The 22,764-nt window shown below is 53.5% G+C and carries 22 protein-coding genes, 1 tRNA gene and 2 CRISPR repeat arrays; of the genes, 12 read left to right on the top strand and 11 right to left on the bottom strand.

From position 1 onward, the window contains the following. Positions 1-55 precede the first annotated feature (55 nt). A CRISPR array of direct repeats spans positions 56-1,255; the repeat unit is 31 nt; unit sequence GTCGCACCTTCACAGGTGCGTGAATTGAAAC. 286 nt (positions 1,256-1,541) lie between these two features. Further along, entirely contained in the window at positions 1,542-2,054 is a 513-nt protein-coding gene (locus HJW02_RS11795; RefSeq protein WP_102722932.1) for a GNAT family N-acetyltransferase, read from the top strand. 86 nt (positions 2,055-2,140) lie between these two features. Here HJW02_RS11795 and cas7c read toward each other — a convergent pair whose 3' ends face one another. From cas7c to HJW02_RS11775, 4 genes are read right to left on the bottom strand one after another with little or no spacing between them, the layout of a single operon-like run. Beyond that, positions 2,141-3,001 carry a type I-C CRISPR-associated protein Cas7/Csd2 gene (gene cas7c / locus HJW02_RS11790; protein WP_102722931.1) on the bottom strand — a complete coding sequence of 287 codons (861 nt, stop codon included), beginning with the start codon at positions 2,999-3,001 and terminating at the stop codon, positions 2,141-2,143. After that, positions 2,988-4,847 carry a type I-C CRISPR-associated protein Cas8c/Csd1 gene (gene cas8c, locus HJW02_RS11785; RefSeq protein WP_102722930.1) on the bottom strand — a complete coding sequence of 620 codons (1,860 nt, stop codon included), beginning with the start codon at positions 4,845-4,847 and terminating at the stop codon, positions 2,988-2,990. Before cas8c ends, cas7c begins: the two co-directional genes overlap by 14 nt. A gap of 1 nt (position 4,848) precedes the next feature. Continuing rightward, on the bottom strand, positions 4,849-5,562 hold the full coding sequence (gene cas5c / locus HJW02_RS11780) for a type I-C CRISPR-associated protein Cas5c (protein WP_102722929.1): 714 nt from the start codon (positions 5,560-5,562) through the stop codon (positions 4,849-4,851). 2 nt (positions 5,563-5,564) lie between these two features. Continuing rightward, positions 5,565-7,940, bottom strand: coding sequence for a CRISPR-associated helicase/endonuclease Cas3 (locus tag HJW02_RS11775; RefSeq protein ID WP_102722928.1), 2,376 nt, complete (start codon positions 7,938-7,940; stop codon positions 5,565-5,567). 123 nt (positions 7,941-8,063) lie between these two features. On the opposite strand from HJW02_RS11775, the gene cas4 reads away from it, so the two are divergent. The 3 genes from cas4 to cas2 are packed head-to-tail and all read left to right on the top strand — an operon-like array spanning position 8,064 to position 10,056. Next, positions 8,064-8,735 (top strand): CRISPR-associated protein Cas4, encoded by a 672-nt coding sequence (gene cas4 / locus HJW02_RS11770; protein WP_102722927.1) that lies wholly within the window; start codon positions 8,064-8,066, stop codon positions 8,733-8,735. After that, positions 8,732-9,751, top strand: a complete 1,020-nt coding sequence (gene cas1c / locus HJW02_RS11765; RefSeq protein ID WP_102722926.1) for a type I-C CRISPR-associated endonuclease Cas1c — start codon at positions 8,732-8,734, stop codon at positions 9,749-9,751. The genes cas4 and cas1c overlap by 4 nt, the downstream gene beginning before the upstream one ends. Positions 9,752-9,765: 14 nt before the next feature. Further along, positions 9,766-10,056, top strand: a complete 291-nt coding sequence (gene cas2 / locus HJW02_RS11760; RefSeq protein WP_102722925.1) for a CRISPR-associated endonuclease Cas2 — start codon at positions 9,766-9,768, stop codon at positions 10,054-10,056. Positions 10,057-10,258: 202 nt separating this feature from the next. After that, positions 10,259-11,566: direct repeats of the CRISPR family, unit length 33 nt; unit sequence GTCGCACTCCGCAAGGAGTGCGTGGATTGAAAC. Between the two features lie 60 nt (positions 11,567-11,626). Here cas2 and HJW02_RS11755 read toward each other — a convergent pair. Genes HJW02_RS11755 through HJW02_RS11745 form a run of 3 tightly spaced genes read right to left on the bottom strand, consistent with a single transcriptional unit; the run spans position 11,627 to position 12,851 of the window. Beyond that, complete coding sequence (locus HJW02_RS11755) at positions 11,627-11,890, bottom strand: hypothetical protein (RefSeq protein ID WP_022398015.1); 264 nt, start codon at positions 11,888-11,890, stop codon at positions 11,627-11,629. Beyond that, positions 11,887-12,180: a BlaI/MecI/CopY family transcriptional regulator gene (locus HJW02_RS11750; RefSeq protein WP_022398014.1), complete on the bottom strand. Its 294-nt coding sequence runs from the start codon at positions 12,178-12,180 to the stop codon at positions 11,887-11,889. The genes HJW02_RS11755 and HJW02_RS11750 overlap by 4 nt, the downstream gene beginning before the upstream one ends. A gap of 50 nt (positions 12,181-12,230) precedes the next feature. Then, a complete protein-coding gene (locus HJW02_RS11745) occupies positions 12,231-12,851 on the bottom strand; it encodes a hypothetical protein (RefSeq protein ID WP_022398013.1) in 621 nt (206 codons plus the stop codon). 289 nt (positions 12,852-13,140) lie between these two features. Between HJW02_RS11745 and HJW02_RS11740 the strand changes: the two genes are divergently transcribed. The 4 genes from HJW02_RS11740 to HJW02_RS11725 are packed head-to-tail and all read left to right on the top strand — an operon-like array spanning position 13,141 to position 16,142. Continuing rightward, positions 13,141-13,347 (top strand): hypothetical protein, encoded by a 207-nt coding sequence (locus HJW02_RS11740; protein WP_146018214.1) that lies wholly within the window; start codon positions 13,141-13,143, stop codon positions 13,345-13,347. 8 nt (positions 13,348-13,355) lie between these two features. After that, positions 13,356-14,990 carry a portal protein gene (locus HJW02_RS11735; protein ID WP_102722241.1) on the top strand — a complete coding sequence of 545 codons (1,635 nt, stop codon included), beginning with the start codon at positions 13,356-13,358 and terminating at the stop codon, positions 14,988-14,990. Beyond that, entirely contained in the window at positions 14,987-15,268 is a 282-nt protein-coding gene (locus HJW02_RS11730; protein WP_102722242.1) for a hypothetical protein, read from the top strand. The genes HJW02_RS11735 and HJW02_RS11730 overlap by 4 nt, the downstream gene beginning before the upstream one ends. Beyond that, positions 15,261-16,142: a hypothetical protein gene (locus HJW02_RS11725; RefSeq protein ID WP_146018215.1), complete on the top strand. Its 882-nt coding sequence runs from the start codon at positions 15,261-15,263 to the stop codon at positions 16,140-16,142. The genes HJW02_RS11730 and HJW02_RS11725 overlap by 8 nt, the downstream gene beginning before the upstream one ends. Positions 16,143-16,557: 415 nt before the next feature. Here the strand turns inward: HJW02_RS11725 and HJW02_RS11720 are convergent. Beyond that, positions 16,558-16,632 (bottom strand) — tRNA-Val (locus tag HJW02_RS11720). A 172-nt stretch (positions 16,633-16,804) separates the two neighbouring features. Here HJW02_RS11720 and HJW02_RS11715 point away from each other — a divergent pair. The 3 genes from HJW02_RS11715 to HJW02_RS11705 all read left to right on the top strand — a co-directional run bounded on the left by HJW02_RS11715 (position 16,805) and on the right by HJW02_RS11705 (position 18,485). Then, the gene (locus tag HJW02_RS11715) at positions 16,805-17,308 is read left to right on the top strand and encodes a thioredoxin family protein (protein WP_022398008.1); all 504 of its coding nucleotides are present in this window, start codon (positions 16,805-16,807) and stop codon (positions 17,306-17,308) included. 191 nt (positions 17,309-17,499) lie between these two features. Next, on the top strand, positions 17,500-17,844 hold the full coding sequence (locus tag HJW02_RS11710) for a ferritin family protein (protein ID WP_022398007.1): 345 nt from the start codon (positions 17,500-17,502) through the stop codon (positions 17,842-17,844). A 296-nt stretch (positions 17,845-18,140) separates the two neighbouring features. Further along, positions 18,141-18,485: a ferritin family protein gene (locus HJW02_RS11705; RefSeq protein ID WP_102722244.1), complete on the top strand. Its 345-nt coding sequence runs from the start codon at positions 18,141-18,143 to the stop codon at positions 18,483-18,485. 56 nt (positions 18,486-18,541) lie between these two features. Here the strand turns inward: HJW02_RS11705 and HJW02_RS11700 are convergent, their stop codons facing one another. Both HJW02_RS11700 and HJW02_RS11695 read right to left on the bottom strand, forming a co-directional pair. Next, complete coding sequence (locus HJW02_RS11700; RefSeq protein ID WP_102722245.1) at positions 18,542-19,018, bottom strand: C-GCAxxG-C-C family protein; 477 nt, start codon at positions 19,016-19,018, stop codon at positions 18,542-18,544. 17 nt (positions 19,019-19,035) lie between these two features. Beyond that, entirely contained in the window at positions 19,036-19,710 is a 675-nt protein-coding gene (locus HJW02_RS11695; protein WP_240454312.1) for a DedA family protein, read from the bottom strand. Positions 19,711-19,832: 122 nt separating this feature from the next. Between HJW02_RS11695 and lpxB the strand changes: the two genes are divergently transcribed. Continuing rightward, a complete protein-coding gene (gene lpxB / locus HJW02_RS11690) occupies positions 19,833-20,939 on the top strand; it encodes a lipid-A-disaccharide synthase (RefSeq protein ID WP_240454313.1) in 1,107 nt (368 codons plus the stop codon). A gap of 386 nt (positions 20,940-21,325) precedes the next feature. Here the strand turns inward: lpxB and gdhA are convergent, their stop codons facing one another. Further along, positions 21,326-22,681 carry an NADP-specific glutamate dehydrogenase gene (gene gdhA / locus HJW02_RS11685; protein WP_102722248.1) on the bottom strand — a complete coding sequence of 452 codons (1,356 nt, stop codon included), beginning with the start codon at positions 22,679-22,681 and terminating at the stop codon, positions 21,326-21,328. Between the last annotated feature and the right edge of the window lie 83 nt (positions 22,682-22,764).

Here is a 22,764-nt window from a genome sequence, read left to right as displayed (position 1 = left end):
TCACAGGTGCGTGAATTGAAACTCCGTGTAATATCCCACAAAAGAGAGACAAAGAGTCGCACCTTCACAGGTGCGTGAATTGAAACTAACAAGGTCATGCCCCTGTAGGAATGTCTCCTGTCGCACCTTCACAGGTGCGTGAATTGAAACGTAAGAATCTCTAACTTGTTCACTCATAGCGCAAGTCGCACCTTCACAGGTGCGTGAATTGAAACATTCTTGGTGCGATGGACCTGTAGCTTTCAACCTGTCGCACCTTCACAGGTGCGTGAATTGAAACGACAATACGCACTACATAATGCATACACGATGTGGTCGCACCTTCACAGGTGCGTGAATTGAAACTACGTCCCGCCACATGCCAGCAAACACGCGCTTTGTCGCACCTTCACAGGTGCGTGAATTGAAACGCCCTTGGACGTCCCCAGGGAAAAACTCTTGTAGTCGCACCTTCACAGGTGCGTGAATTGAAACCCGGAAGGAAAGGGGACGAACAAATAAACCTAACCGTCGCACCTTCACAGGTGCGTGAATTGAAACTCTTCCCGGAAAACCCGTAACCTCAACTCTATCAGGTCGCACCTTCACAGGTGCGTGAATTGAAACACGTTATTCATTGTTCGTCAAGTATTTGTAGGCCTGTCGCACCTTCACAGGTGCGTGAATTGAAACTGTTTCTTCGTAAATCAAGATATGCAGTTTACTGTCGCACCTTCACAGGTGCGTGAATTGAAACGTGTGCTCCCTGCTAAATTCTACCTTTGGATTGCGTCGCACCTTCACAGGTGCGTGAATTGAAACTTGCTTGTTTCACCGTAGTATTCTTCATACGGCCGTCGCACCTTCACAGGTGCGTGAATTGAAACCCGGTACTGTACAGGGGTGATAAAGGTCCACCTGGTCGCACCTTCACAGGTGCGTGAATTGAAACTATATAAAGATATTCTTCCACAAAGTGGTTGTTAGTCGCACCTTCACAGGTGCGTGAATTGAAACCGTTTTGTCCCACACAACTACCCCCCGCCAAGTGTCGCACCTTCACAGGTGCATGAATTGAAACCCGTCGTCGTCCAGTCCGTCGGCCCTAAGTGGGGGTCGCACCTTCACAGGTGCGTGAATTGAAACTCACGCTCCCCGTGTATCTCCGCCCGCAGCAGGGGTCGCACCTTCACAGGTGCGTGAATTGAAACAACGGATGCTGATCATTGCTCCCCCGCTGGCTCAGTCGCACCCTCACGGGTGCGTGGATGTGCCAAGGGACACGTTTTGGAAGGTTGTCACACTTGCATGGAAATGTAGATGTGAACATCAAACACCAGCCTTACTAAATGGCATTTCATTAAGTATAGGTTGCTGAGGGAGAATGGACTTGGAGCCGACTTTCTTGGAGTAATAAAGAAAAATAATAGTGAAGCTTGCATCTTTAAAAAGGTAGTTTGTGATATAAATAAACCTTCTCTTCAAGAAGAATTTGTTGTTGAAGTATGGCAATAGAATGTTAGGTTTCCGTTGCATTTTGCATCAAGAGAGGGTTAGACGAAATGATTAGAAAGTGTTTGGAGTCGGAATTGGAAACAATTTATGAAATTATCAATGATTCAGCCGTGGTTTATAAAGACAGGATTCCTACCGACAGATGGAAGGAACCTTACATGCCCGTGGATGAATTAAAGGAGCAGATCAGAGATGGCGTGGTGTTCTATTGTTTTGAAGATAAGGGATGCCTTCTTGGCGTCATGGGGATTCAGGACCGGGATGACGTTAAGCTCATACGTCACGCCTATGTCAGGACGTGCGCCCGTCGGGGAGGAATCGGAGTCCAGCTTCTTAACTATTTACGAAAAGATCAGGAGAAACCTGTTTTAATAGGCACGTGGGCGGATGCGATCTGGGCGATCGACTTCTACCAGAAAAACGGGTTTCATTTGGTAGGGCCTGAAGAACGGAAGCTGCTGTTAAAGAAGTATTGGACGGTTCCGGAAAGACAGATAGAAACGTCCGTAGTACTTGCAGATGAAAAATATATCCGGTCTCAGCGTGGTTTAGTTGAATGAGATTTAGAGGTAAAGCAAAAGGCAGCTTCCATGGATAATGGAAGCTGCCTTTTGAATTCAACGATGAATGAATTCTTGCTGATTTCTCAGCAATCAATTTCTTCAACGGTGACTCCAGCCGGAATTAAGTCGTGATGGATGGTGATATCATAGTCTTGGATAGACCGAGGAAATTCCACATTCTCATGTTTGACGACGGAAACGGCATCAAATAATTTGTGGGCAGGAGCATTCCCCAGCTCGCTGTCATGCTTGAACAGAACAATTTTACGAATAGCCATGGAGCCGGAAGGACGAGCGGCAGACGCATCAAAATCAAAAAGGTGGACTAAGGCATTCTGAAAAACCTTCCAGTCATTTTCTGAAAATCCGGTCTGTTTAGCGAGGAAAGGGTTTAAGCATCCCTGCGTTTTGTATAAAGCGTAGGGAAGGGTGAATTTTCTTCCCATGGTACGGTTGTCTCCTTTTTGCTTAATGGATTCCGCTTCCGTTGTTACGGCACACCGGGTGACGGCAAATTCCGAGGTGGAAACGGGATCAATGGTGCGGGCAAAGGATATCTGGATGGGGCCGCGTACTTGTCCGCAATTGACGCCCGTAGTCATTACGGCACCAAAGGTGCGTATGTCAAAGAATGTCTGGCACATCCAGGATTTTGCCTTATCGTAATCCGCCTGTTTGGCATCCTTCTGGTTGATCTCCAAAGCCACGTAGGCCCGGTTCTGCTGGTTGTTCAGGATGGCTTTTTCCTTAACATAAATTTCGTAGCCGGGTTCGCCGTCCTTGGTCAATTGAATGAAATTGCGGACCTTGCGTTTCAGGCATACGTCTGTAATCAAGCCATGGCCGGATTCAGCATCCATGCGCGGCAGGTTTCCCGCATCCGGATCACCGTTCGGGTTGGCGTCTGTGACGTCAAACAGAATGAGAAAGTCAATTTTGTTCATTATTGTCAGTGGTTTGTGTTTTAGTTGTTTGAGAAATCTCTTTTTCTGTGAAAAAGTCGTTCATTTGATGATAAAAACCCAGGTCGAAATAAGCTTGTTGTTCCAGTCCCATATGGACCGGAACATTGTCCGGAATGTGGGATTTGATTTCCTGAACCAACTTTTCTCTGTTAATTTTAGTTCCTTCTCCATGCTTTTGCTTGACAAGCTGTTTTAAATGATACTGGTATAGTTTATTAACAGTGGAATAGACGGAGCGGGGGTGTGCGCACATACTGGAGAAATAGGAGTCACGGACGGTACGGTTGAGGTCCTTCCCTAAGGCGTCTTCCTGGGTTTTTACATAGACGGCAAAGAGCCTGCCCAGCAGGTAACCGATGTTGTGATTGTCTGGATTGATTGTTTGCATGGTCGTAAGATCATGGTTGTTGGTTTTTCTGTAAAGCCATCCCTTGAGCAGGGAACAACGGATGTAGTTGACTTTTTTGTCAATTCTAATGCGCCTGATAATAGCTTGGGCAATGATGTCCGGATAGGGTAAATGGAAGAGAATGGACTTCATCAGAACTCCACTGTACAGGGAAGGAAGCTCTTTCATATCCCGGACGGTTTCTTTTAAAATATCAAAGGGCTTTGGCAATTCCGGATCAGGATAGTTACTGTTTTTTTCCGTCCATTGACGGGCAAGCGAGATATCCCGGTAATGGGTCTGGATATTTTCTATTAATTCTCCAAAGGTCGATTGATACCAGAAACGGATGGAAAGGCGGGAGGCATTCGGTGAAATTCCCAGGATGAAGAAGGGTACGTCTGCATGGTCCAGTTTGCCTTTGGAAAGCTCCCCGTTCCGCAGTAACTCTGTGATCTTGGAGAGTTGATCCACTGCTGCCTGATCCATGGCAGGAGGCAACGTTTTGCCTGTCGTTACAGCGCCAAAAAGGAAGGCCTCCATGTCCATGGTTTCCTTGGGGGCGTCTGCCCAGAAGACCACGCTGGCATCTCCTATGCGCGTGTTGTATTGGGAATGGGAGAGCAGGTAATTGAGGGCATTGCAATACGCAAAGGCGGTGTTTTCACCTACGGGAGCGTTGAGGCTCTGGTCTTTGCCGTATGATGTGAAAGAGGAGCAGTTGAATGATACTATCTTGGCCCCTGAAACCTGAGCTCCCAGAACCCCTTTAATGGCGGGTTCATGTAAAAGGGCCAGCGGTTCTTCCTTTCCGGAAACAAGACAAATCCCTTTCTCCTTTTCCTTTTTGCTGCCCTGCCATTGCTCCTCGCCTCCATGGAACCACCAGTCCTGAATTTCCGGAGTTTCATGAACATGTTTCATTTCTCCCGCAATACGGAAAATGCCATTGGATATCCACAAATCGGGAGATGCCAGATGGGAAGGTGTTTGGCCGGGATCCCATTGCTCCAGAAAACGGCATACCGCAGAGAAATGAGGATGATTGACGGAGCTTTCCACGGAAAGATGCTTGTCTCTGAAACTGGAAAATGCTTCCCGGATGCGCTTCTGTTCTTTTTCCCCTGTTTCTCCTTTGTATCCCAGCAGGTATCCGCAGTTATCCCATAGGAAACAGGGGTTCAAGCCTGAACCGGAAGGTTTGCTGGAGCCCAGGACCAAAATAGGAATGGAATGAAGTTTTGCTGCCTTTTTCCCCTCCGGGGCGTCCATGGCCCGGATGTCATCCATGCCTACAAGGGTTCCGTCAGGTTTCAGAATAATACGGAAAGAAATTTTCTGGCGGCTTTTCCCGATGGTAGGTAAATCCCCTTTCGCCGTGACGTCTGGATCCTGGGACAATCTGTCGTAAAGCTCGCTTAATGCCGGAATGATCATATCAGGAATTGGTACGGTTCAGGGATGGAACATGAAGGATGCCTGAGTTCAGTTCAGCCGGAAAGAAATGGGGCACCGCAGAAAGCTTCTTCCCATCATGGGAGCTGATAATTTTTCCTTTTCTGTCAGGCACGAATTCTATTTCATGCAGCATCATGCCCAGATTCCGGTTTTGTTGGTCCGGAGGCAATGAAGAAGGCGGAGGCGTTTGCTGATTCCACCATTCGAAGGAAACGGGAAATTCCCTTGTTCCAAAATAAGGTTGATGGAATGACTGTCCTTTCATGGCCCTGCGTTTGAACATTTCATGATGCTTTGCCTGGTCATTGATATTTCCCTGTGCCTTAAGGACGGAAAAATGAGCTTCGATGAGGTATTCTACATCTTGAAGGATGGTGGAGGAACGTTGCTGGCGGGTATCCTCAACCAGAAGTCCCAGGCGGGCTTCCCCTCCATTTTTGATGACGTCGGATTTAGGCGCCGTTGCTTTGGCCGAAACTTCGTTTCTCCGGATGGAAACAAGCTTAATAGGTTTTAGCACATGAATTTTATCAATGTGCCAGCGAATTTCAGGTTTCCAATAAATGGCGCTTAAAATTCCTATGGCTGCGGACGGAGTCATGACTTCATAGGAGTATCTCTCTGCCTTTAATTCCGGTCTTGTAAAACAGGCCCATTCTCCCCAAACATGCAGTAAAATTCCAGTTTCAGTCATGGCTAACAGATGAAACCTATATACGCTGGATCGCTTTGCCGCAAGGATAAAATCCCTTTATGCTCATCGTAAACATCCTGGGAAGGCTGAAGAACGTGAATGGTATCGTCAATGTATGAGTCGATGCCATGATCTTGTAAAACAGGCCATTCGTTATCATATACTTGTACGCTGTACCGCTGAATTTCACGCCGCAGGTTTTTGTCTGGATAAAGCCCTTGGGAATCAAGGATCTCTAGGCGTTCCCGGATATGGCACGCTTCCTGGTCTATGGCGATCATTATTGAACGGGACGCATCGGGAATCATTTTAAAGTTTTTATCAATATCTTTGAATTTAAGAGACTTGAACATTTTCTCAGGTACGGGCGTGAGTTGGGTCATATCCTTAATATTCTTGCTGTCCCAGAGATTTGTCTGATCTTTACGATTATTGTAATAGGTCCTGAAAAACAGATTGGAAATTTCAGGAGAAAGAAGATCTGCATCCGGTTCCTGAGCCAGAATCTCCCGGGTGGCGGAAGCGGCTGCACGGAGGTCGTCCAAGATGCCAGGAATAGGAAAATCCGTGGATTCATAAATGAAAACTAGCCCTTTTCCGCCCCTCTCGCCATGGCGGTTGCAGCGGCCGGCTGCCTGGGCGATGGAATCAATTCCGGCACAGGCCCTGTAAACTACGGGGAAGGAAATATCTATACCCGCTTCAATGACCCTGGTGGCAATAAGAATAATATTTTTTTCCTGCTCCAGCTCCTGTTTGACGGTTTCAATGACTCTCTCCCGGTGGATGGGGAACATTCTGGCGGAAAGGTGCAGGATATGGGTGGATGTCTGGGAGGAAAAGGCGTCAAACAGGGATTGGGCTTCCTTGGTGGTGTTGACAATGAATAAGGCGGATTTGTCCGGGAGCGTTTTCCAATGACTCATAAGAGTGTTCTGATCCATCTCGCCCAGGTGCTGGATGGTTACACGCTGCATGGATAGCTCCAGCTGGCGTTCGAAGTCGGTCCCAAGCAGGCTGGTGAGCTCTTCGGCAGGCCAGCCAATCGGGAATTCCTCCTTGCACTCAAGAGCCGGCTGGGTTGCCGTGCAAAGTACCAGGGTACAGCCATAATCTTTTTCCAGGGTTCTCATGGCTTCCAGGCACGGGGCCAGCAAATGTGAAGGCAGGCTTTGGGCCTCATCAAAAATAATGACGGAGTTGGCGATGCTGTGCAACTTTCTGCAGGTGGACGGTCTGTTGGAAAACAGGGATTCGAAAAACTGGACACTGGTGGTAACAATCAAGGGTGCATCCCAGTTTTCCGACATCAGCCTGACTCTCTCCGTGTCTTTATCCGCCGCTAGATTGGAGTGATGTTCCAATACGCATTCCATTCCGAATTGTTCTTCCAAGGGAGCCATGACTCCTCTAAAGGTGCGCGATGTCTGGTCAATAATGCTCGTAAAGGGGATCACGTAGATTACGCGTCTCATGTGGCGGTGTCTGGCATGGGCAAGCGCAAAACTGAGGGAAGAGAGGGTTTTCCCCCCGCCCGTAGGAACATTGAGTTGGTAGATTCCCTGAGGAACCTGTGCCTGGGAAAGACATTGATGATGTATCCTGTGCCGCAGATGTTGAATAGGAGCAGGATCCGGAGCATTCTCCATGTTGCTCAAATGCGTTTCAACCCTGTGGCTCATCTGTTCCAGGATATCTTCGGGCCAGGATGGCCTCATATTCCGTTTCTCTTGGGACATGAAGTGTTCGGTTCCCAGAAAATCACTGTCGGTCAGAAAAGAGAAAAGCATGCGTATCTGCATGGCTACAGCAAAGCCTAGGTTGCGTTTTGAGGCTTGTGATTTTTTGTGCCAGAGAAGCGGAGGCGAAGGCTCTATGAAGGAACATACTTCGGCAGGAGCGTAGGATTCCCACTCGGGGATATCCTTGTAAAACCGTTCAAGGAAAAGGTCGGCGCCGTTGGGAAGTCCTGCGTGATGGCCTGCAATGACGTAAGCCAGCATATCGCCGTAGGGTGTTTTGGAGGTGCCCCAATGGGTGCTGGCGTGTTTTGCTCCGGCAGTGGAATGGTCTACTTTTTTGCCAGAATGTTGTTCCACAGTTTCTGAAGAAGACGAAGAAAGGCATATATGCCGTTGGAATTCCTCGGAAAACTTTCCCAGATCGTGCCAGAGTGCGGCGGCTTCAGCCCATTGGAGCCATGCTTCACGTATGGACTCGGGTAACTCCTTGGTCAATTGACCCACATAATACCGTACCATGTTCAGATGTCCTGGGATATCTGTCTTATCATTTGGAAATGTGTAAAGAGGCTCGTCTACAGATGTTTCATTGTCCAGCCATTTACGGTGGGCAATAGGAAATTTCTCATTATTCATATAACATATTGTGGTATGAAAATGTTGGGAAAATCAATATATATTTAAATATTTTTTACATTATACATTGAGTCCGGCGCCGAAGTATGAGATGCTTTTCCGCCAGATGCCTGTTTCTATTTTATGAGTACTCGTCTCTCATATTCCGTACCCTTGGCGGCATTGCAGCATTACCTGTACTGTCCCAGACAGTGTGCTTTGATTCATCTGGAATGTGCATGGGAGGAGAACCAGTTCACGGCAGAGGGGAACGTGTTTCATGAACGATCCGATTCCGGGATGACGGAAACCCGCGGATTGAAAAAAGTGCTGCGCTCTCTGCACGTTTCTTCCGGACAGTGGGGTATTCACGGTATTGCGGATGTCGTGGAAGCTGTTTATTCCAAAAAGGGAGGGGAGGTGGTTGCCATGACGCCTGTGGAATATAAGGTTGGCAAGCCGAAGCCGCATCGTGCGGATGAGGTTCAAGTGTGTGCCCAGGCATTATGCCTGGAGGAGATGTTTGCCATAGAAGTCCCTGCCGGTTTTCTGTTTTATGGAAAAACCCAGAGAAGGTTTGAGGTGCCGTTTGACAAGGAGCTGCGTTCCTTGACAGCCTTGGTTATCCAGAATGCCAGAGAGGTGTTGACGGGCATCGTTACGCCGTTGCCCCGTTATTCCAAGGGCTGCAAGTCCTGTTCCCTGGTCAATGATTGTCTTCCTGACGTTTGCCGAGAGCACAGGCAGACCATGAAGGCCCGGGTGGATAGTGTGTTTGAAGATAGTCTTGGTGCAAGTGAAGCTGATGATTTATGAAGAAACATTTAAATACCTTGTTTGTGACGCTGGAGGGATGCTGGCTGTCCAAGGATGGCGATACCGTGAAAGTCAATTCGGAAGGAACATGTTTGCTGCGGGTTCCCCTCCATAATTTGGAGGGTATTGTGACGCTGGGATGGGACATAGGAGTTTCCCCTTATTTGATGGGGGCCTGTGCGGAGCGCGGCATCACGCTTTCCTTCTGCAATCCTTACGGTAAATTCCTGGCTGGCGTCCAGGGCTTCATGAAGGGAAATATCCTGCTGCGCCGGGAGCAATACCGCTGGGCTGATGATGAGGCAAGATGGGTTGGCGTTGCCCGGGAAATGATAGGAGCCAAAATTGCCAATTGCCGCAGTTTGCTTTTAAGAGCGCAGAGAACTTACGGGAAAGATTTGTCGGAAGCGGTGGACCGTCTGGCTGCTTTTTGCCGCATGGCCCGCGGGTGCAGTTCCGGCGATATGCTGCGGGGCATTGAAGGTTCCGCTGCGGAAACATATTTTTCCTGCGTGTCCCATTGCCAGAGGACGGAAGAGCCGGAGTTAGTGTTTGAAGGCCGCAACAGGCGTCCTCCCAAGGATTGTTTTAACGCCCTTCTATCTTTTCTATATAGTCTGTTGTGCCATGATGCCAGGTCCGCTCTTGAAAGCGCCGGCATTGATGCGGCCGCCGGTTTTCTGCATCGCGACCGTCCGGGGCGTCCCGGAATGGCCTTGGACCTGATGGAAGAATTCCGGGCGCCGCTGGCTGATCGCCTGGCTCTTACGCTAATCAACCGCAAGCAAATTTCCGCAGATGATTTCGACAAGGAGGAATCCGGCGCCGTCTTTTTGAAGGAAGATTCCCGTAAGAAAGTATTGAATGCCTGGCAGGAGCGCAAGAAGACCGTTTTGGTGCACCCCTTCCTTCAGGAAAAGACGACACAGGGATTGCTGATTCACATCCAGGCCCTTTTGCTAGCACGTCATTTGCGCGGAGACCTGGACTGCTATCCTCCGTTTATTGGCAAGTAAAACGCTCCTTAGCCATGTATATTCTCATTACTTATGATGTAGCTACGGATGACAAGGCCGGACAGCGGCGGTTGCGTCAAGTTGCCCGCGCCTGTGAAAATATCGGTCAGAGAGTGCAGAATTCCGTGTTTGAATGTGAGCTGGCTCCGGCCCAATTGGTTGACATCAGGAACAAGCTGCTTAAGATTATTGATAACGAGAGCGACAGCCTGAGAATTTATCACATGGGGTCCAATTGGCATCATAAAATAGAGCAATTGGGCAAGGAGAAGAGTTTCGACATTTCCGGCCCTTTGATCATTTAAAAGCTGTCTGAGCACGGCCTTTGCGCCAACCCCAAGCTCACACCAATTTCCCGGGAGATCGGCGATTGGCGTAATACATTGGGAATGGAAGATTGACAGATGAATACTTAGAAGAGAAGGCTAGGTGATGATGGCCTTCTTCGGGAGGTTGGCGCAAAGTATCGTTTGCGCTGTTGAATAACAATGTATATGGTCAGGCGCAGTCGCACTCCGCAAGGAGTGCGTGGATTGAAACCCGTTTTGCCGGAGTTTTTTGTACTGGTCATGCGGTCGCACTCCGCAAGGAGTGCGTGGATTGAAACCATGCATTTGAGAAGCGACCAGGATTTACCCATAGTCGCACTCCGCAAGGAGTGCGTGGATTGAAACAGCGTCGCCCACGGAGTAGGTATTCCCCGCATGTGTCGCACTCCGCAAGGAGTGCGTGGATTGAAACTGGAAAAAACAGAAGACATGGCCGGCGCCATCATGTCGCACTCCGCAAGGAGTGCGTGGATTGAAACTTCATAAACTTTTGTTTTTTGGATGTACAGCAGCGTCGCACTCCGCAAGGAGTGCGTGGATTGAAACCGGGTCAGGCACGCGGCGTCCTCTGGTGCGGGCGGTCGCACTCCGCAAGGAGTGCGTGGATTGAAACACATTACGATTGACCCGGCAGGCCGCCCGACTCTGGTCGCACTCCGCAAGGAGTGCGTGGATTGAAACTGCGGGAATGAGCCGTTTCAACGTGTCCAGGTCAGTCGCACTCCGCAAGGAGTGCGTGGATTGAAACCGGCAATCCAGCCGTTAAACCGAAGAGCGCCCGGTCGCACTCCGCAAGGAGTGCGTGGATTGAAACCGATAAACTGCGCCAGTACCCGTCCCTGTCCCGGTCGCACTCCGCAAGGAGTGCGTGGATTGAAACGATAATTTCGGACACCTCATCAGCGGTTAAATCTTCGTCGCACTCCGCAAGGAGTGCGTGGATTGAAACCTCAATATCATGCCTTCCCAGTCCGTAAAGTCCGGTCGCACTCCGCAAGGAGTGCGTGGATTGAAACTAACCATATCCCTACTACAACGGTAGGAATTAGGGTCGCACTCCGCAAGGAGTGCGTGGATTGAAACGTAAACAGAGTAGGTGATAGCGTCCGTCACGTCCGGTCGCACTCCGCAAGGAGTGCGTGGATTGAAACTGCCCGCTATGCCCGTAGCGGTTCACTTCGTCCGGTCGCACTCCGCAAGGAGTGCGTGGATTGAAACCATTTCAGCCGGGGAAATGTCGATGATTGGAAGGAGTCGCACTCCGCAAGGAGTGCGTGGATTGAAACTGGATATAGGTTTCGTCGATGACATTGCAGGTCGTCGCACTCCGCAAGGAGTGCGTGGATTGAAACCGTGAGGATCGCCAGCTTTTCGGCGTCGTTTTTGGTCGCACTCCGCAAGGAGTGCGTGGATTGAAACAGCCCCAGGGCATTAGTGGGAATCAACTTGGAATGTCGCCCTCCGCAAGGAGTGCGTAACTCTTCCTAAAAATGAAAAGCTCTCCAGGCTTGTTTGGTCTGGAGAGCTTTTTTTCGGGTTTCGTTGTTTATTTTTCAGCCGGGGGCTGCCGGTTCAGATCGAGTTCTGCGGGAGGGAGGGACTGGAGCAGGGTCAGAATGGGGTCCTGCGGTGCGGCGCCCGCTTCCCGCTGGCGTTTGAATTCCTCCTCTTCCTGCTGGAGGGCCGCCAGTTTGGTATCTTCCACCAGCGCCTTGAATTTGTCCGCCTGGGAGTATTCTCCATCCGTATCCCGGAAGACGCGGGCCAGCCAGCGGCGTTTTTCTTCCGTGCTGAGCAGGGGCTCTTTCATGGGCTGGGGAGGGTGTTTTTATCCAGCAGGTTTCCTGCAAGCTGTTCCCCATCCGCGGTGGGGCGGTAGACGTAAGGGCGGCTGTCCCCGAAGCGGTTGATGTATCCCTGTGCAATGAGGTCCTGCAGGATGTTGGTAACGGTATTGGGATGCAAGCGCGTGGCTTCCGTAATGGTACTGTGGCGCCTGTATCCGGCAATGACGGCCAGGATGACCTGGGCGCTGCTGAGGCGGAAGTCCAGCCTGCGGACGTTGGAGGCGAATATCTGTATGAAGTCCAGGGCTTTCATGAGCTTGTATTCACAAGTTGTTGTTATGTTGCTGCCTTGTTATTCTCCTGTTATTCACATTCCTCCGGGCAGGCGGGCGACTTGATTTTCCTCAGCAGGTCCAGCAGGGGGTGGGAGTCGTTGGAGAAGCTCTGCACCGCATTGACGGTTGCCGCCTGCGGGAGAATGATTTTATGGAATTCCTGGTGAAGATTCTGGCGAAGGCTCTGGTTGCCCGTCAGGGGCATGGCCAGCTTTTCTGCCAGGCGGGTAGCCAGCGCGTCCATGAAGAGGGGATCGAATTGTTCGGCGTCTTCAATGTCGGCTATGTAGCTCATGGGCAGCGGCGCGCGGGAGGCGTGGATGCGCCTTCCCTGCATTTTCCATTCCGTGCATTCCACATCCAGCACGCGCAGGCAGTCCGCAGGCAGGGTGAATTGATAGGGTGTCAGGGAGTTGGGCGCCTGAGCGGAGACGGAGTCCAGCGTGGTTTGCGTGGTGGCGAAGGTCCAGCGCGCCATGCAGAGGGTTTCCCTCCGTGCCGGGTGGTAATGAAGAACGCAGAGACGGGATGCCGTGGATTCATTGGCAATCAGCGCGTCCAGCGGAGCCTCCCCTATTTTGGAGAGCGCCGCGTTGCAGATGTCCAGCGCGGAGGGAGTGTCCGGCTGAAGTAAGGATTCATTGATCATAACGCCACATGTTTGGCGGAAACGGATGCGGAATGCATCACGTTTGGGAACACCCTCTTTGATGCCACCGGTGGCACGTATGCGCCCGGTTTTTCCCCGGATGCATTTTCCTCCAATTCATCTATTTGATAAATGCATGCACCTTCCCGGGCAATTCCGGGCAGGTGAGGAGACCGCCCTTTTCCTCCGCGGGGAGCGAACGCTCCCGCCGCATGGATCGTCCGTGCGGCAGGCGGAAGGGGCCATCAGTATAAACCATGCATAGAAAGTAAAAGAGATTATGGGATTCATGAAACCGTCCACTCCTTCCACTCCAGCTCCGGAGCAGACCATCCCGGTCAAGGCGGAGAGCGTGGGAGAGGAAGTGGGAGAAGATTATCAGGCCCGGGAGCGGCAGAGGCAGGGGATGATTTCCACCATTCTGGCGCGCCGCAATTCTTCCGCCGGGCAGGGGGAGGTCAATCCCCGGACCCTGCTTAGGAAAACCCTGGGATAGGCACCGCCATGGAAGAGAGAGTTGCGGAGCTGAATTCCGTGTACAAGTCCCTGGCCGCCCAGCGCGCGCCGTGGGAGACGTGGTGGGACCGCCTGAGGGATTACGTGCTGCCCCGCCGCCTGAACCGGGAAGGGGAGGTTTCCCTCCCCAACAGGGACGCCATGGACCGCATGACGGATACCACTGCCGTGGAGGCGTGCCAGAAGCTGGCCAGCGGCCATATGTCCTACATTACGCCCAGCCATGACGTGTGGTTCAAGTGGTCGGCTCCGGACGACCGGGGAGGGGACGAGGCGGAGGCCTGGTATAATCAGTGTTCGGAGATTGCCCTGAAGGAGCTGTCCGTTTCCAATTTCTATACGGAGATCCATGAGTGTTTTCTGGACCGCGTGGCTTTGGGGACCGGCAGTTTGTTTACGGGAACTTCCTCGGACGGAAGGCTGCTGTTCACCAATATTCCGTGCGGTCAGTTCGCCTGTGCGGAGAATGCGGAAGGCCGGGTGGATACCTACGTCAGGGAGTTTACCTATACCGCCCACCAGGCGCGTTCCATGTTCGGCATGAAGGCCCTGGGGCCCAGGGCGCGGGAGGTGCTGGAACGCGGCGGCAATCCGTACGCCACGTCCCTGAGGTTTCTGCACGTGGTGCGTCCGCGCAGCCGCCGGAGCCGCCGCAGGGAGCAGGCCGCCCACATGCCGTTTGAAAGCGTGTATCTGTCCCTGGACGACCAGGTGATCGTGGAGGAGGGGGGATATATGGAGTTTCCCTACCTGGTAACCCGGTTTTTGAAGTGGGGCAGCGGTCCGTACGGCCTCGCGCCCGGCAGGCTGGTGTTTCCCGCCATCCAGCAGGTTCAGTTCCTGAACCGCATTCTGGACACGCTGGGGGAGGTGGCCGCCTTCCCACGCATTCTGGAGCTCGCCAACCAGATTGGGGAGGTGGACCTGCGTGCCGGCGGCAGAACCGTCATTACCCCGGAGGCCGCCTCCCTCCACCTTCCGCGGGAGTGGGCCACGCAGGGCAGGTATGACGTCGGGATGGACCGTCTGGCGCAGAAGCAGGACGCCATCCGGCGCGCCTATTACCTGCCCATGCTGGAGCTTTGGAGCGGCCACCGCGGCAGCATGACCGCCACGGAGGTGATGGCCCGGGAGAACGAGCGCGTGCTGATGTTTTCCCCGTCCTTCACGCTGTTTGTGAGTGATCTGTATTCCACCATGACGCGCATTTTCTCCCTGCTGTTCCGCATGGGCAAGTTTCCCAGGCCTCCCCGCGCCGTTCTGCGGGAGGGGAGGGACGGTTCCATTGCCGTCGGAGAGCCCCGGGTGGTGTACCAGTCAAAGATTGCGCTGGTGCTCAGGCGCTTGCAGAGCGAGGGGATGGACCGCAGCCTTCAGCGCCTGAATATGATGATGCAGGCCGCTCCGGATTTGGCGGATCATGTGGACTGGGACCATTGCTTCCGCCTGTCCACCCGTGTGGACGGCGCTCCGGAGAGCATGCTGAGGCCCTGGGCCGATGTCCAGGCCATGCGGAAGGAACGGGCGGACCGCCAGCAGGGGGCCGCACAGGCTCCAGCGGAAGAGGATCCGTACGCTTCCCTCAATCCCTTGCTTGACCAGTTAACCACGATTCAGGAATGAACCAGGATACGACATTGCAGCAGGAGGCCTCCGTCCGGGAGGCCCGTCTCAGAAGGCGCCAGCTTTTCCGGGTGTTTGACACTCCGGACGGGCGGGAGGCGCTGACCTTTCTGGAAGCCCGCTTCCAGACTGATTTGCCCGTTTTTCAAGGCAGCCCGGGGAGTTATGACCCCCTGGACGCCATGAGGCGCGATGCCTACAGGGAGGTTTTCCTGTACATCCGCCGTCAAGTTCAGTTAGCCATTAAAGAATCCACAGCAGAAGAAAAGAATGATTGATTCCATTGATAATAGTATGGCCGCTCCCTCCGGGGAGGCGGATTTTTCCGGGGCAGTTTCCCCGGAGGCGGAAGCGTTGACAGAAGCCGCGGCTCAAGCCGTGCCTCTTCCTTCCCTTCTGGGGGAGGACGGCGGTTTTGTTCCGGATTGGTATGCCCGGTTTGATGAGTTGAAGGGGATGGAGAAGTCCCTTTCCAAGTTCAAGACGCCGGAAGCGCTGGCGAAGAGTTATGCGGAGCTGGAGCGCCTGCGGCATTATCCCGGCGTGGAGAATGAGGAGCAGATGGCTCGGTTCCGCCGGATGGCCGGCCTGCCGGAATCGGAGGAAGATTACCGCCTGGAACGTCCGGAGTCCACGCCGGAAAGCGAGTGGAATGCAGGGCTCGCAGAACGCATGGCCCGCACGGCCTACCGTTACGGCGTACCTCCGGAAGCCATGAACGCTCTCCAGGAGACGATGGCCCAGGCATATGAGGAGGCCCGGGAACAGATGGCGGATTCCCGGATGGAGATGGAAACGCAGGCGGAACAGTCCCTGCTGCAGGAATGGGGCGCCAATTATGAGCGCAACATGGGCAGGGCTACCGCCGCACTCCAACGGCTTGCGTCCGAGACGGGAGTGGATGCGGATGCCCTGCTTGACAATCCGGGTCTAGGGTCCAATCCGGACGTCATCCGCCTGCTGTACCAGGCCTCGCGCCTGCTTGATGAAGCTCCTCTTCATCATTCGGGGGCCGCAACGCCCTCCCCGGCAGAGGAAGCCATGCGCATGGAGTCGGATCCCTCCCATCCGCTTTATGAGGCGTATATGAATGTGAACCATCCCAACCACAGATACGCCAATGAGTTATACGACCGTTTGACTTCCCGGTAGCCGTCCGGGCCGTTTCAGCAACGGAATTGGTTGAAAAGCAAGCCCGGCGGGAGAATTCTTCCGCCGGGCTTTTAATGGTCATTATTTCATCAGGGAAGGAGGGTCAAGGGCTGGGGCCTTCATCTGCCTTCATACCTTTAGCGTCCCGAAACAGGGCTTGCGTTCAAAAAAAGTTGGAAAAATATTTTTTTCCGTATGGATGGAGGAGGGAGGAAGATATGACTTATACCTTTTACCGTAAGTAGGTATGGATAGTATTTCCACACTTATTCTTATTCAGGCAGCTTCCATCAATTTTTACACAAACCGTCCGTTGATGCTGGCATTTTTCAACAGGCGCCAGACTGCATCATCCCATTCATCAGGGAGGGGCAATAAAAAATCCCGTCCGGAAAGGGACGGGATTTTAGGAAGATGGTACGCGGTATAGGATTTGAACCTACGACCTCCACCATGTCAAGGTGTTGCTCTACCACTGAGCTAACCGCGCGTTTTGGAAGTGCGGGCGGATTATTACCCGATTAAGGCGGAAAGAGCAATACTTTTTTTGAAAGCGGTCCATTTTGTGAAAGGGGGAGGAAGCATTCCTGCCGGGAGGAAGACGCTGATTTTTCTTCCTATGCGGTGTATTTTTGCTAATTTGGGAAGAACATTTCACAAGTATGATGAACAGACATTTTATTTTTGCGTTGTGCGCCGTTTTGGGATTCAGCGTTTCCGGCGTTTCCATGGCCCAGAGCACTCCCGCGGACAAGGAAGCCGCCGCCAAGGCCGCCAAGGCGGCGAAGGTGAAATTCCGCTGGGGCAAGAGCCTGAAGAGCGCCCAGAAGCAGGCGGAGGAAACCGGCCTTCCCATCGTCCTTCTTTTCACGGGAACGTCCTGGTGCGGCTACTGCATTAAGCTGGAGAAGGAAATCCTTTCCAAGAAGGAATTCAAGCAGGGCATGGACGGCGTGGCTATCGGCGTCAAGTTCGAGTTCGGCAGTTCGGATTTCAGCAAGTCCAAGGAAGCCAAGACGTATAGAATCACCGGCGTTCCGGCCATGGTCGTGGTGGACGCGGAGGGCAAGGAACTGGGCCGCACGGGTTATATTCCCGGCCAGACTCCTGTCCAGTACGTTGAATTTTTCAAGAAGTACGCGCCCAAGACTGCGGAGGCCAAGTAACGTATTTGTTCCGGATCGGAACGTTTTCAGCGGGAGCGGCGGCAGAACAACCGTCGCTCCTGCCGTGTTTTGGGAAGAAAGATGAGAAATTTCCCCTACACTGTTTTTGATGGCTCAAGTTCAAAAGAAGCTCCATGAAATTATGACAAACGCATATTGAATGAAGGATTTGCCCATCCGGTCCTACCTGCATGCCTGAATTTACAAACGCATTTAGCGGATTGAAGGAAGGCCGGATGCTTACCCATGACGAATTGGTAAGGGCCATCCGGTTCATGATTGCTGCGGAATATGAATCTATTCAGATTTATACCCAGCTTGCCGCATCCATTGACCACAAATTGGCCCAGGAAGTTCTTTGGGATATTTCCAATGAAGAAAAGGAACACGCGGGCGAATTCCTCCGCCTTCTTCAAGTGCTGGCCCCGGACGAACAGGGCTTCTACGATGAAGGGATGGGTGAAACCAATGAAAAGATCGACAAATTGAAGGCGTCCTGCCCGGACGGCAAATGCAGTTCCCAAGCCGCCCATTAAAGGGCTTTCCAGCCGCCACTGCAAGACGCCCGGTTTTTTTCACGAAGAATCCGGGCGTTTTCTCATGCCGCGCATGTGTCCCGGCTCGCCTCTTTCATTTCATGCCGACAGTGGGGAAAGTCCCGCAGCGGGAAAATTGAGGAGGGAAAAACTGCCGTTTCCTCCTATGGAAAAAAGCCGGAATGCGATGCTGGATCCCTTAGACCGTTTTCAATGGAAAAAGTTCAAAGAATGTCGCGAAAAATATATGACAAAAACATTTTGAATACATTAGTGGTGATTTGAGTCATACCTGCATGCCTGAATTTACAAATGCATTTAGTGGACAAAAAGAAGACCGGATGCTTACCCATGACGAATTGGTAAGGGCCATCCGGTTCATGATTGCTGCGGAATATGAGGCCATCCAGCTTTATACCCAGCTTGCGGAATCCATCGATAACAAGCTTGCGCAGGAAGTCCTTTTGGACATTTCCAATGAAGAAAAGGAACACGCGGGCGAATTCCTCCGCCTCCTTCAAGTGCTGGCCCCGGATGAACAGGGCTTCTACGATGAAGGGATGGGTGAAACCAATGAAAAAATTGACAAATTGAAGGCGTCCTGCCCGGACGGCAAATGCAGTTCCCAGGCCGCTCATTGACGGAATCTTCCGTCTGATTAAAATGCCCGGTTTCCCTCCATGGGTGACCGGGCATTTTAATGATGCCGGGCTTTTGCTTCCAGCTCGGCCCCGTGGCGGGCGCAGAAGGCAATGCAGCGTTCACAGGGGCGGGAGGCGTAATAGGCGGCGGTTCTTTCTCCCGGGCGCGCCGTCTCCGCAGCCAGGCGTTCCGGAGACAATCCCAGCAGTTCCCTGCAGTAAAGCGTGCCGAATTCCTGCTTGAAGGAGGCGGCCAGTGATTGGACCAGGGAAAAGATTTTTTCCTTTTCTCCGGTTTCCGGAGAGCTGTTTCCATACAGGCTCCCCGCCAGCATGCTCAGTCCGCAAAAAGCGCCGCATACTTCCCGCATGCGTCCGATGCCCGCTCCCAGGGGGGAGGAGAGCTTCAGGGCCGTTTCCTCCGTCAGGCCGCAGACGTCTGCAAAAGCCGCAAAGACGGACTGGGAACAGTTGTATCCCTGGTGGAAGTAATCCAGCGCCCGGACTGCCCGGTCTTCCTTGGAACCGTTCATGGGAAAAAGGTTTTCTTTTACTGCTCCTTTTCAGCGGGAGCGTCCGCTGCGGCGTCTTCCGGTTTTTTGCGGTCCGTCAGGCGCAGCATGAGGATGTAGCAAACGGCCAGCACCAGCACGGCCAGAATAAGGGGAAGGCTTTCGCTCTTGACGGTGGAAATCAGCTCCTCCGGGGACTTGAGCAGTTCCGGATGCCGTTCCCCGATGCGGTGGCCGTACCAGGCGAGCACCGTGCACCAGACAAACGCGCCGAGCACGGTGACCAGGGAAAAGACGCCGAAGCCCATGCGGACAATGCCCGCGGGAATGGAGATCAGGTGCCGGATGACGGGCAGAAGGCGGGCGAAGAAAACGCCGGACACCTCATACCGCTGGAGGAAGACTTCCGCCTTCTCCACCTTGTTGGGCGGCATGAAAAAGAATTTGCCCCAGCGCATGATGACCGGGCGCCCCACAATACGGGCTACGGCGTAGGTAATGGCGGATCCCAGCCAGGAACCGAACGTTCCGGCAACCACCACCCCCCAGAAGCTCATGGATGCTCCATCCTGGGCGGACAGAATGGCCGCAGGCGGGATGACTACCTCACTGGGGACGGGGAAAATGGAGCTTTCCATGGCCATCAGGACGATGACGCCCGCATATCCCCAGTCCTGCACCCAGGACATCCAAAGTGAGATCAACTCATGCATAACGGCGCGTATCTTGCATTAAAATCCTTGAAAGAAAAGTCTTTTATTGCACCTTGGAAAAGGGGCTGGTAAGGTTGGAAGGCATACGGCGCGCGCCGTTGCAGAGAGTGATGAAGCTTTATATGATAGCAGGCGAGAAGAGCGGGGACATTCACGGAGCCCTGCTGTTGAAGAATCTGCTGCGCCTGATGCCCGGCATGGAGGTCAGGGGGCTGGGCGGCCACGGCATGCATGCGTTATGCTCCGGCGTGGAGGATTGGGCGGATGAAGCCGCCGTCATCGGCGTGGTGGAGGTGCTCAAGAAGTACGGGTGGTTCCGGAAGCGTTTTCTCTCCATTCTGGAGCGGATACGGCAGGACCAGCCGGACTGCCTCATTCTGATCGACTACCCGGGATTCAACCTGCGTCTGGCGGAAAAGGTGCGCAAGTTCTGCCCGCATACCAAAATCGTTTATTTTATCTCCCCGCAGGTATGGGCATGGCACCGCGGCCGCATTCCCAAGATGGTGCGCATGCTGGACCTGATGATGTGCATCTTCCCCTTTGAGGCTCCCTTGTTCCAGGAAGCCGGGCTGAAAACGGAGTTCGTAGGGCACCCCCTGGTGGACGAGATTGCTTCCATCCGGAAGGATGACGTCCGGGAGGCGTCCCTGGTCGGTCTCTTTCCCGGCAGCCGGAACCGTGAGATTGACAGGCATTTCCCGGTGTTTATAGAGGTGGTCCACCGCCTTTCCGGGGAACGGCCGGAGCTGTCTTTTGAAACCGCAGCTTCCACGGAGGCGCTTGCAGAAAGAATGCGCGGCATGGCGCAGAAGGCCGGCATGCCGCCGGAGCTGTTCCACATTACGGTGGGGGGCTATCATGAACTGATGGACCGCGCCGCCGTGGGCGTGGTGGCTTCCGGCACCGCCACGATGGAGGCCGCCTTGCACCGGCTTCCGTACATGCTGGTGTACAAGGTTCCCCTGCTGACGTACTGGATGGCGCGCATGCTTATTAAAATACGCTTCATCGGCATGGTGAACATTCTGGCGCGGAAATCCGTAGTCAAGGAGCTGATCCAGTTTGATTTTACGCCGGACCAGGTGATTGAGGAAATAGAACGCCTGCTGGTTCCGGAAAACAGGGATGCCCTGCTGGCGGAAATGAAGCAGGCCTCCGACAAGCTGGGGCAGGGCGGAGCGGCGGAACATGCGGCCCAGGCCGTCTGCCGTCTGCTGAAGGAGTAATGGCTCCGGTTTCGTCACGGTTTGAGCCGGGAAGAATTGCGCCGGCCGTTTTATTGATGGAAACGGGTTCGCAACCGGAATGGGGAAAATACATCCGTGGCCGTTGTCTGGTGAAATGCCGGTTCCGTTTTTCCATTCTGTCTCCCGGTCCGGACCAGGGGATTTGTTGCCGTGAATTCCCGGTGAACGTTCCTTTTGGAATCGGAAGTAGTTTTTCAGGCAGAGAAATCCTTCTGTGGAATGTTCCTGCTCGTTCTGCCGGGCGCAGCATTTAAAGCTATTTCCGGGCCGGAGAGGCCCCTTGAAAGGAATAAAAGAAAAGCGCCGGGCGAACCCGGCGCTTCTGTTGTGTTTTACGTTGGCAGCAAGTGTGTCACAACCGGGACTCAAACCACTCCCTGGTCGATCATGGAATCCGCCACCTTCACGAAGCCGGCAATGTTGGCGCCGGTGACGTAGTTGGTGAAGGATTTGTCGGAAGAGTATTCCTGGGCGTGGGCCAGGGCGTTCGCGTGGATGTTGGCCATGATGCTCTTCAGCTTGTGGTCCACTTCCTCCCGCGTCCAGGAGAGGCGCTGGCTGTTCTGGGACATTTCCAGACCGGAGGTGGCCACGCCGCCGGCGTTGGCCGCCTTGGCCGGGCCGTACAGGATTTTGGCGGCCAGGTAGGTTTCAATGCCTTCCAGGTCCGTGGGCATGTTGGCGCCTTCCGCTACCAGAGTACAGCCGTTCTTGATGAGGGTGCGGGCGTCTTCTCCGTTGATTTCGTTCTGCGTGGCGGAGGGGAAGGCGCAGTCGCACGGGACGCTCCAGGGACGCTGGCCTTCAAAGTACTGCGCCTTCGGGAACTGCTTCACGTATTCCGCAATGCGGCCGCGGCGATTGTTCTTGAGTTCCATGACCCAGGCCAGTTTTTCCGGGGAAATGCCGTCCGGATCGTAAATGTAGCCGTTGGAGTCGGACATCGTGACGGGCTTCGCGCCCAGTTCGTTGAGTTTTTCCACCGTGTACTGGGCCACGTTGCCGGAGCCGGACACCAGGCAAACCTTGCCCTGCAAATCGTCGTTGCGGGTGGCGAGCATGTTCTGGGCGAAGTACACGCAGCCGTAGCCGGTGGCTTCCGGACGGATGAGGGAACCGCCCCAGTTCAGGCTCTTGCCGGTGAGAACGCCGGTGAATTCATTGCGGATTCTCTTGTACTGGCCGAAGAGGTAGCCGATCTCGCGGCCGCCCACGCCGATGTCCCCGGCGGGAACGTCCGTATCCGCGCCGATGTGGCGCTGGAGTTCCGTCATGAAGCTCTGGCAGAAGCGCATCACTTCATTATCGCTCTTGCCCTTGGGGTCGAAGTCGGAGCCTCCCTTGCCGCCGCCCATGGGCAGGGTGGTGAGGGAGTTTTTGAAAACCTGTTCAAAGCCCAGGAACTTCAGAATGCCGAGGTTCACGCTGGGGTGGAAGCGGAGGCCGCCCTTGTACGGCCCGATGGCGCTGTTGAATTCCACACGGTACCCGCGGTTCACCTGAACCTTGCCCTGGTCGTCGATCCACGGCACGCGGAACAGGATGGTTCTTTCCGGTTCCACGATCCGTTCCAGAATCGCGTGGGCTTCATACTTGGAATTCGCGGCCAGAACCGGCTCAATCGTGTTGAGCACTTCCTGAACGGCCTGGATGAATTCTTTTTCGTGGCTGTTCCTGGTTTTCACCAAGTCGAGCACGCGCTGGGAATATGTCTGTGCCATCTTCTCTGTTGTTGTATTTGGGTTGACGCTTCACGCGCGGTTTTTCGCACGCGCTTTTCGTTTATCATTCCGCGGCGCGGACT

The sequence above is a fragment of the Akkermansia sp. GGCC_0220 genome (genome assembly GCF_017566105.1).
Taxonomy (GTDB): Bacteria; Verrucomicrobiota; Verrucomicrobiia; order Verrucomicrobiales; family Akkermansiaceae; genus Akkermansia; species Akkermansia massiliensis.
Note: the sequence above shows the minus strand (reverse complement) of the source record. Positions and strands in the feature narration are given on the sequence as shown.

Excerpts from the sequence above, each read along its gene's own strand:
- gdhA (WP_102722248.1), bottom strand. The coding sequence starts at position 22,681 with ATGGCACAGACATATTCCCAGCGCGTGCTCGACTTGGTGAAAACCAGG.
- HJW02_RS11755 (WP_022398015.1), bottom strand. The coding sequence starts at position 11,890 with ATGAAAGAGCCCCTGCTCAGCACGGAAGAAAAACGCCGCTGGCTGGCC.
- lpxB (WP_240454313.1), top strand. The coding sequence starts at position 19,833 with ATGATAGCAGGCGAGAAGAGCGGGGACATTCACGGAGCCCTGCTGTTG.
- HJW02_RS11795 (WP_102722932.1), top strand. The coding sequence starts at position 1,542 with ATGATTAGAAAGTGTTTGGAGTCGGAATTGGAAACAATTTATGAAATT.
- HJW02_RS11695 (WP_240454312.1), bottom strand. The coding sequence starts at position 19,710 with ATGCATGAGTTGATCTCACTTTGGATGTCCTGGGTGCAGGACTGGGGA.
- HJW02_RS11750 (WP_022398014.1), bottom strand. The coding sequence starts at position 12,180 with ATGAAAGCCCTGGACTTCATACAGATATTCGCCTCCAACGTCCGCAGG.
- HJW02_RS11710 (WP_022398007.1), top strand. The coding sequence starts at position 17,500 with ATGCCTGAATTTACAAACGCATTTAGCGGATTGAAGGAAGGCCGGATG.
- cas8c (WP_102722930.1), bottom strand. The coding sequence starts at position 4,847 with ATGATCATTCCGGCATTAAGCGAGCTTTACGACAGATTGTCCCAGGAT.
- HJW02_RS11700 (WP_102722245.1), bottom strand. The coding sequence starts at position 19,018 with ATGAACGGTTCCAAGGAAGACCGGGCAGTCCGGGCGCTGGATTACTTC.
- HJW02_RS11705 (WP_102722244.1), top strand. The coding sequence starts at position 18,141 with ATGCCTGAATTTACAAATGCATTTAGTGGACAAAAAGAAGACCGGATG.
- cas5c (WP_102722929.1), bottom strand. The coding sequence starts at position 5,562 with ATGACTGAAACTGGAATTTTACTGCATGTTTGGGGAGAATGGGCCTGT.
- HJW02_RS11730 (WP_102722242.1), top strand. The coding sequence starts at position 14,987 with ATGAACCAGGATACGACATTGCAGCAGGAGGCCTCCGTCCGGGAGGCC.
- cas1c (WP_102722926.1), top strand. The coding sequence starts at position 8,732 with ATGAAGAAACATTTAAATACCTTGTTTGTGACGCTGGAGGGATGCTGG.
- HJW02_RS11725 (WP_146018215.1), top strand. The coding sequence starts at position 15,261 with ATGATTGATTCCATTGATAATAGTATGGCCGCTCCCTCCGGGGAGGCG.
- cas2 (WP_102722925.1), top strand. The coding sequence starts at position 9,766 with ATGTATATTCTCATTACTTATGATGTAGCTACGGATGACAAGGCCGGA.
- HJW02_RS11735 (WP_102722241.1), top strand. The coding sequence starts at position 13,356 with ATGGAAGAGAGAGTTGCGGAGCTGAATTCCGTGTACAAGTCCCTGGCC.
- HJW02_RS11745 (WP_022398013.1), bottom strand. The coding sequence starts at position 12,851 with ATGATCAATGAATCCTTACTTCAGCCGGACACTCCCTCCGCGCTGGAC.
- HJW02_RS11740 (WP_146018214.1), top strand. The coding sequence starts at position 13,141 with ATGAAACCGTCCACTCCTTCCACTCCAGCTCCGGAGCAGACCATCCCG.
- HJW02_RS11715 (WP_022398008.1), top strand. The coding sequence starts at position 16,805 with ATGATGAACAGACATTTTATTTTTGCGTTGTGCGCCGTTTTGGGATTC.
- HJW02_RS11775 (WP_102722928.1), bottom strand. The coding sequence starts at position 7,940 with ATGAATAATGAGAAATTTCCTATTGCCCACCGTAAATGGCTGGACAAT.
- cas7c (WP_102722931.1), bottom strand. The coding sequence starts at position 3,001 with ATGAACAAAATTGACTTTCTCATTCTGTTTGACGTCACAGACGCCAAC.
- cas4 (WP_102722927.1), top strand. The coding sequence starts at position 8,064 with ATGAGTACTCGTCTCTCATATTCCGTACCCTTGGCGGCATTGCAGCAT.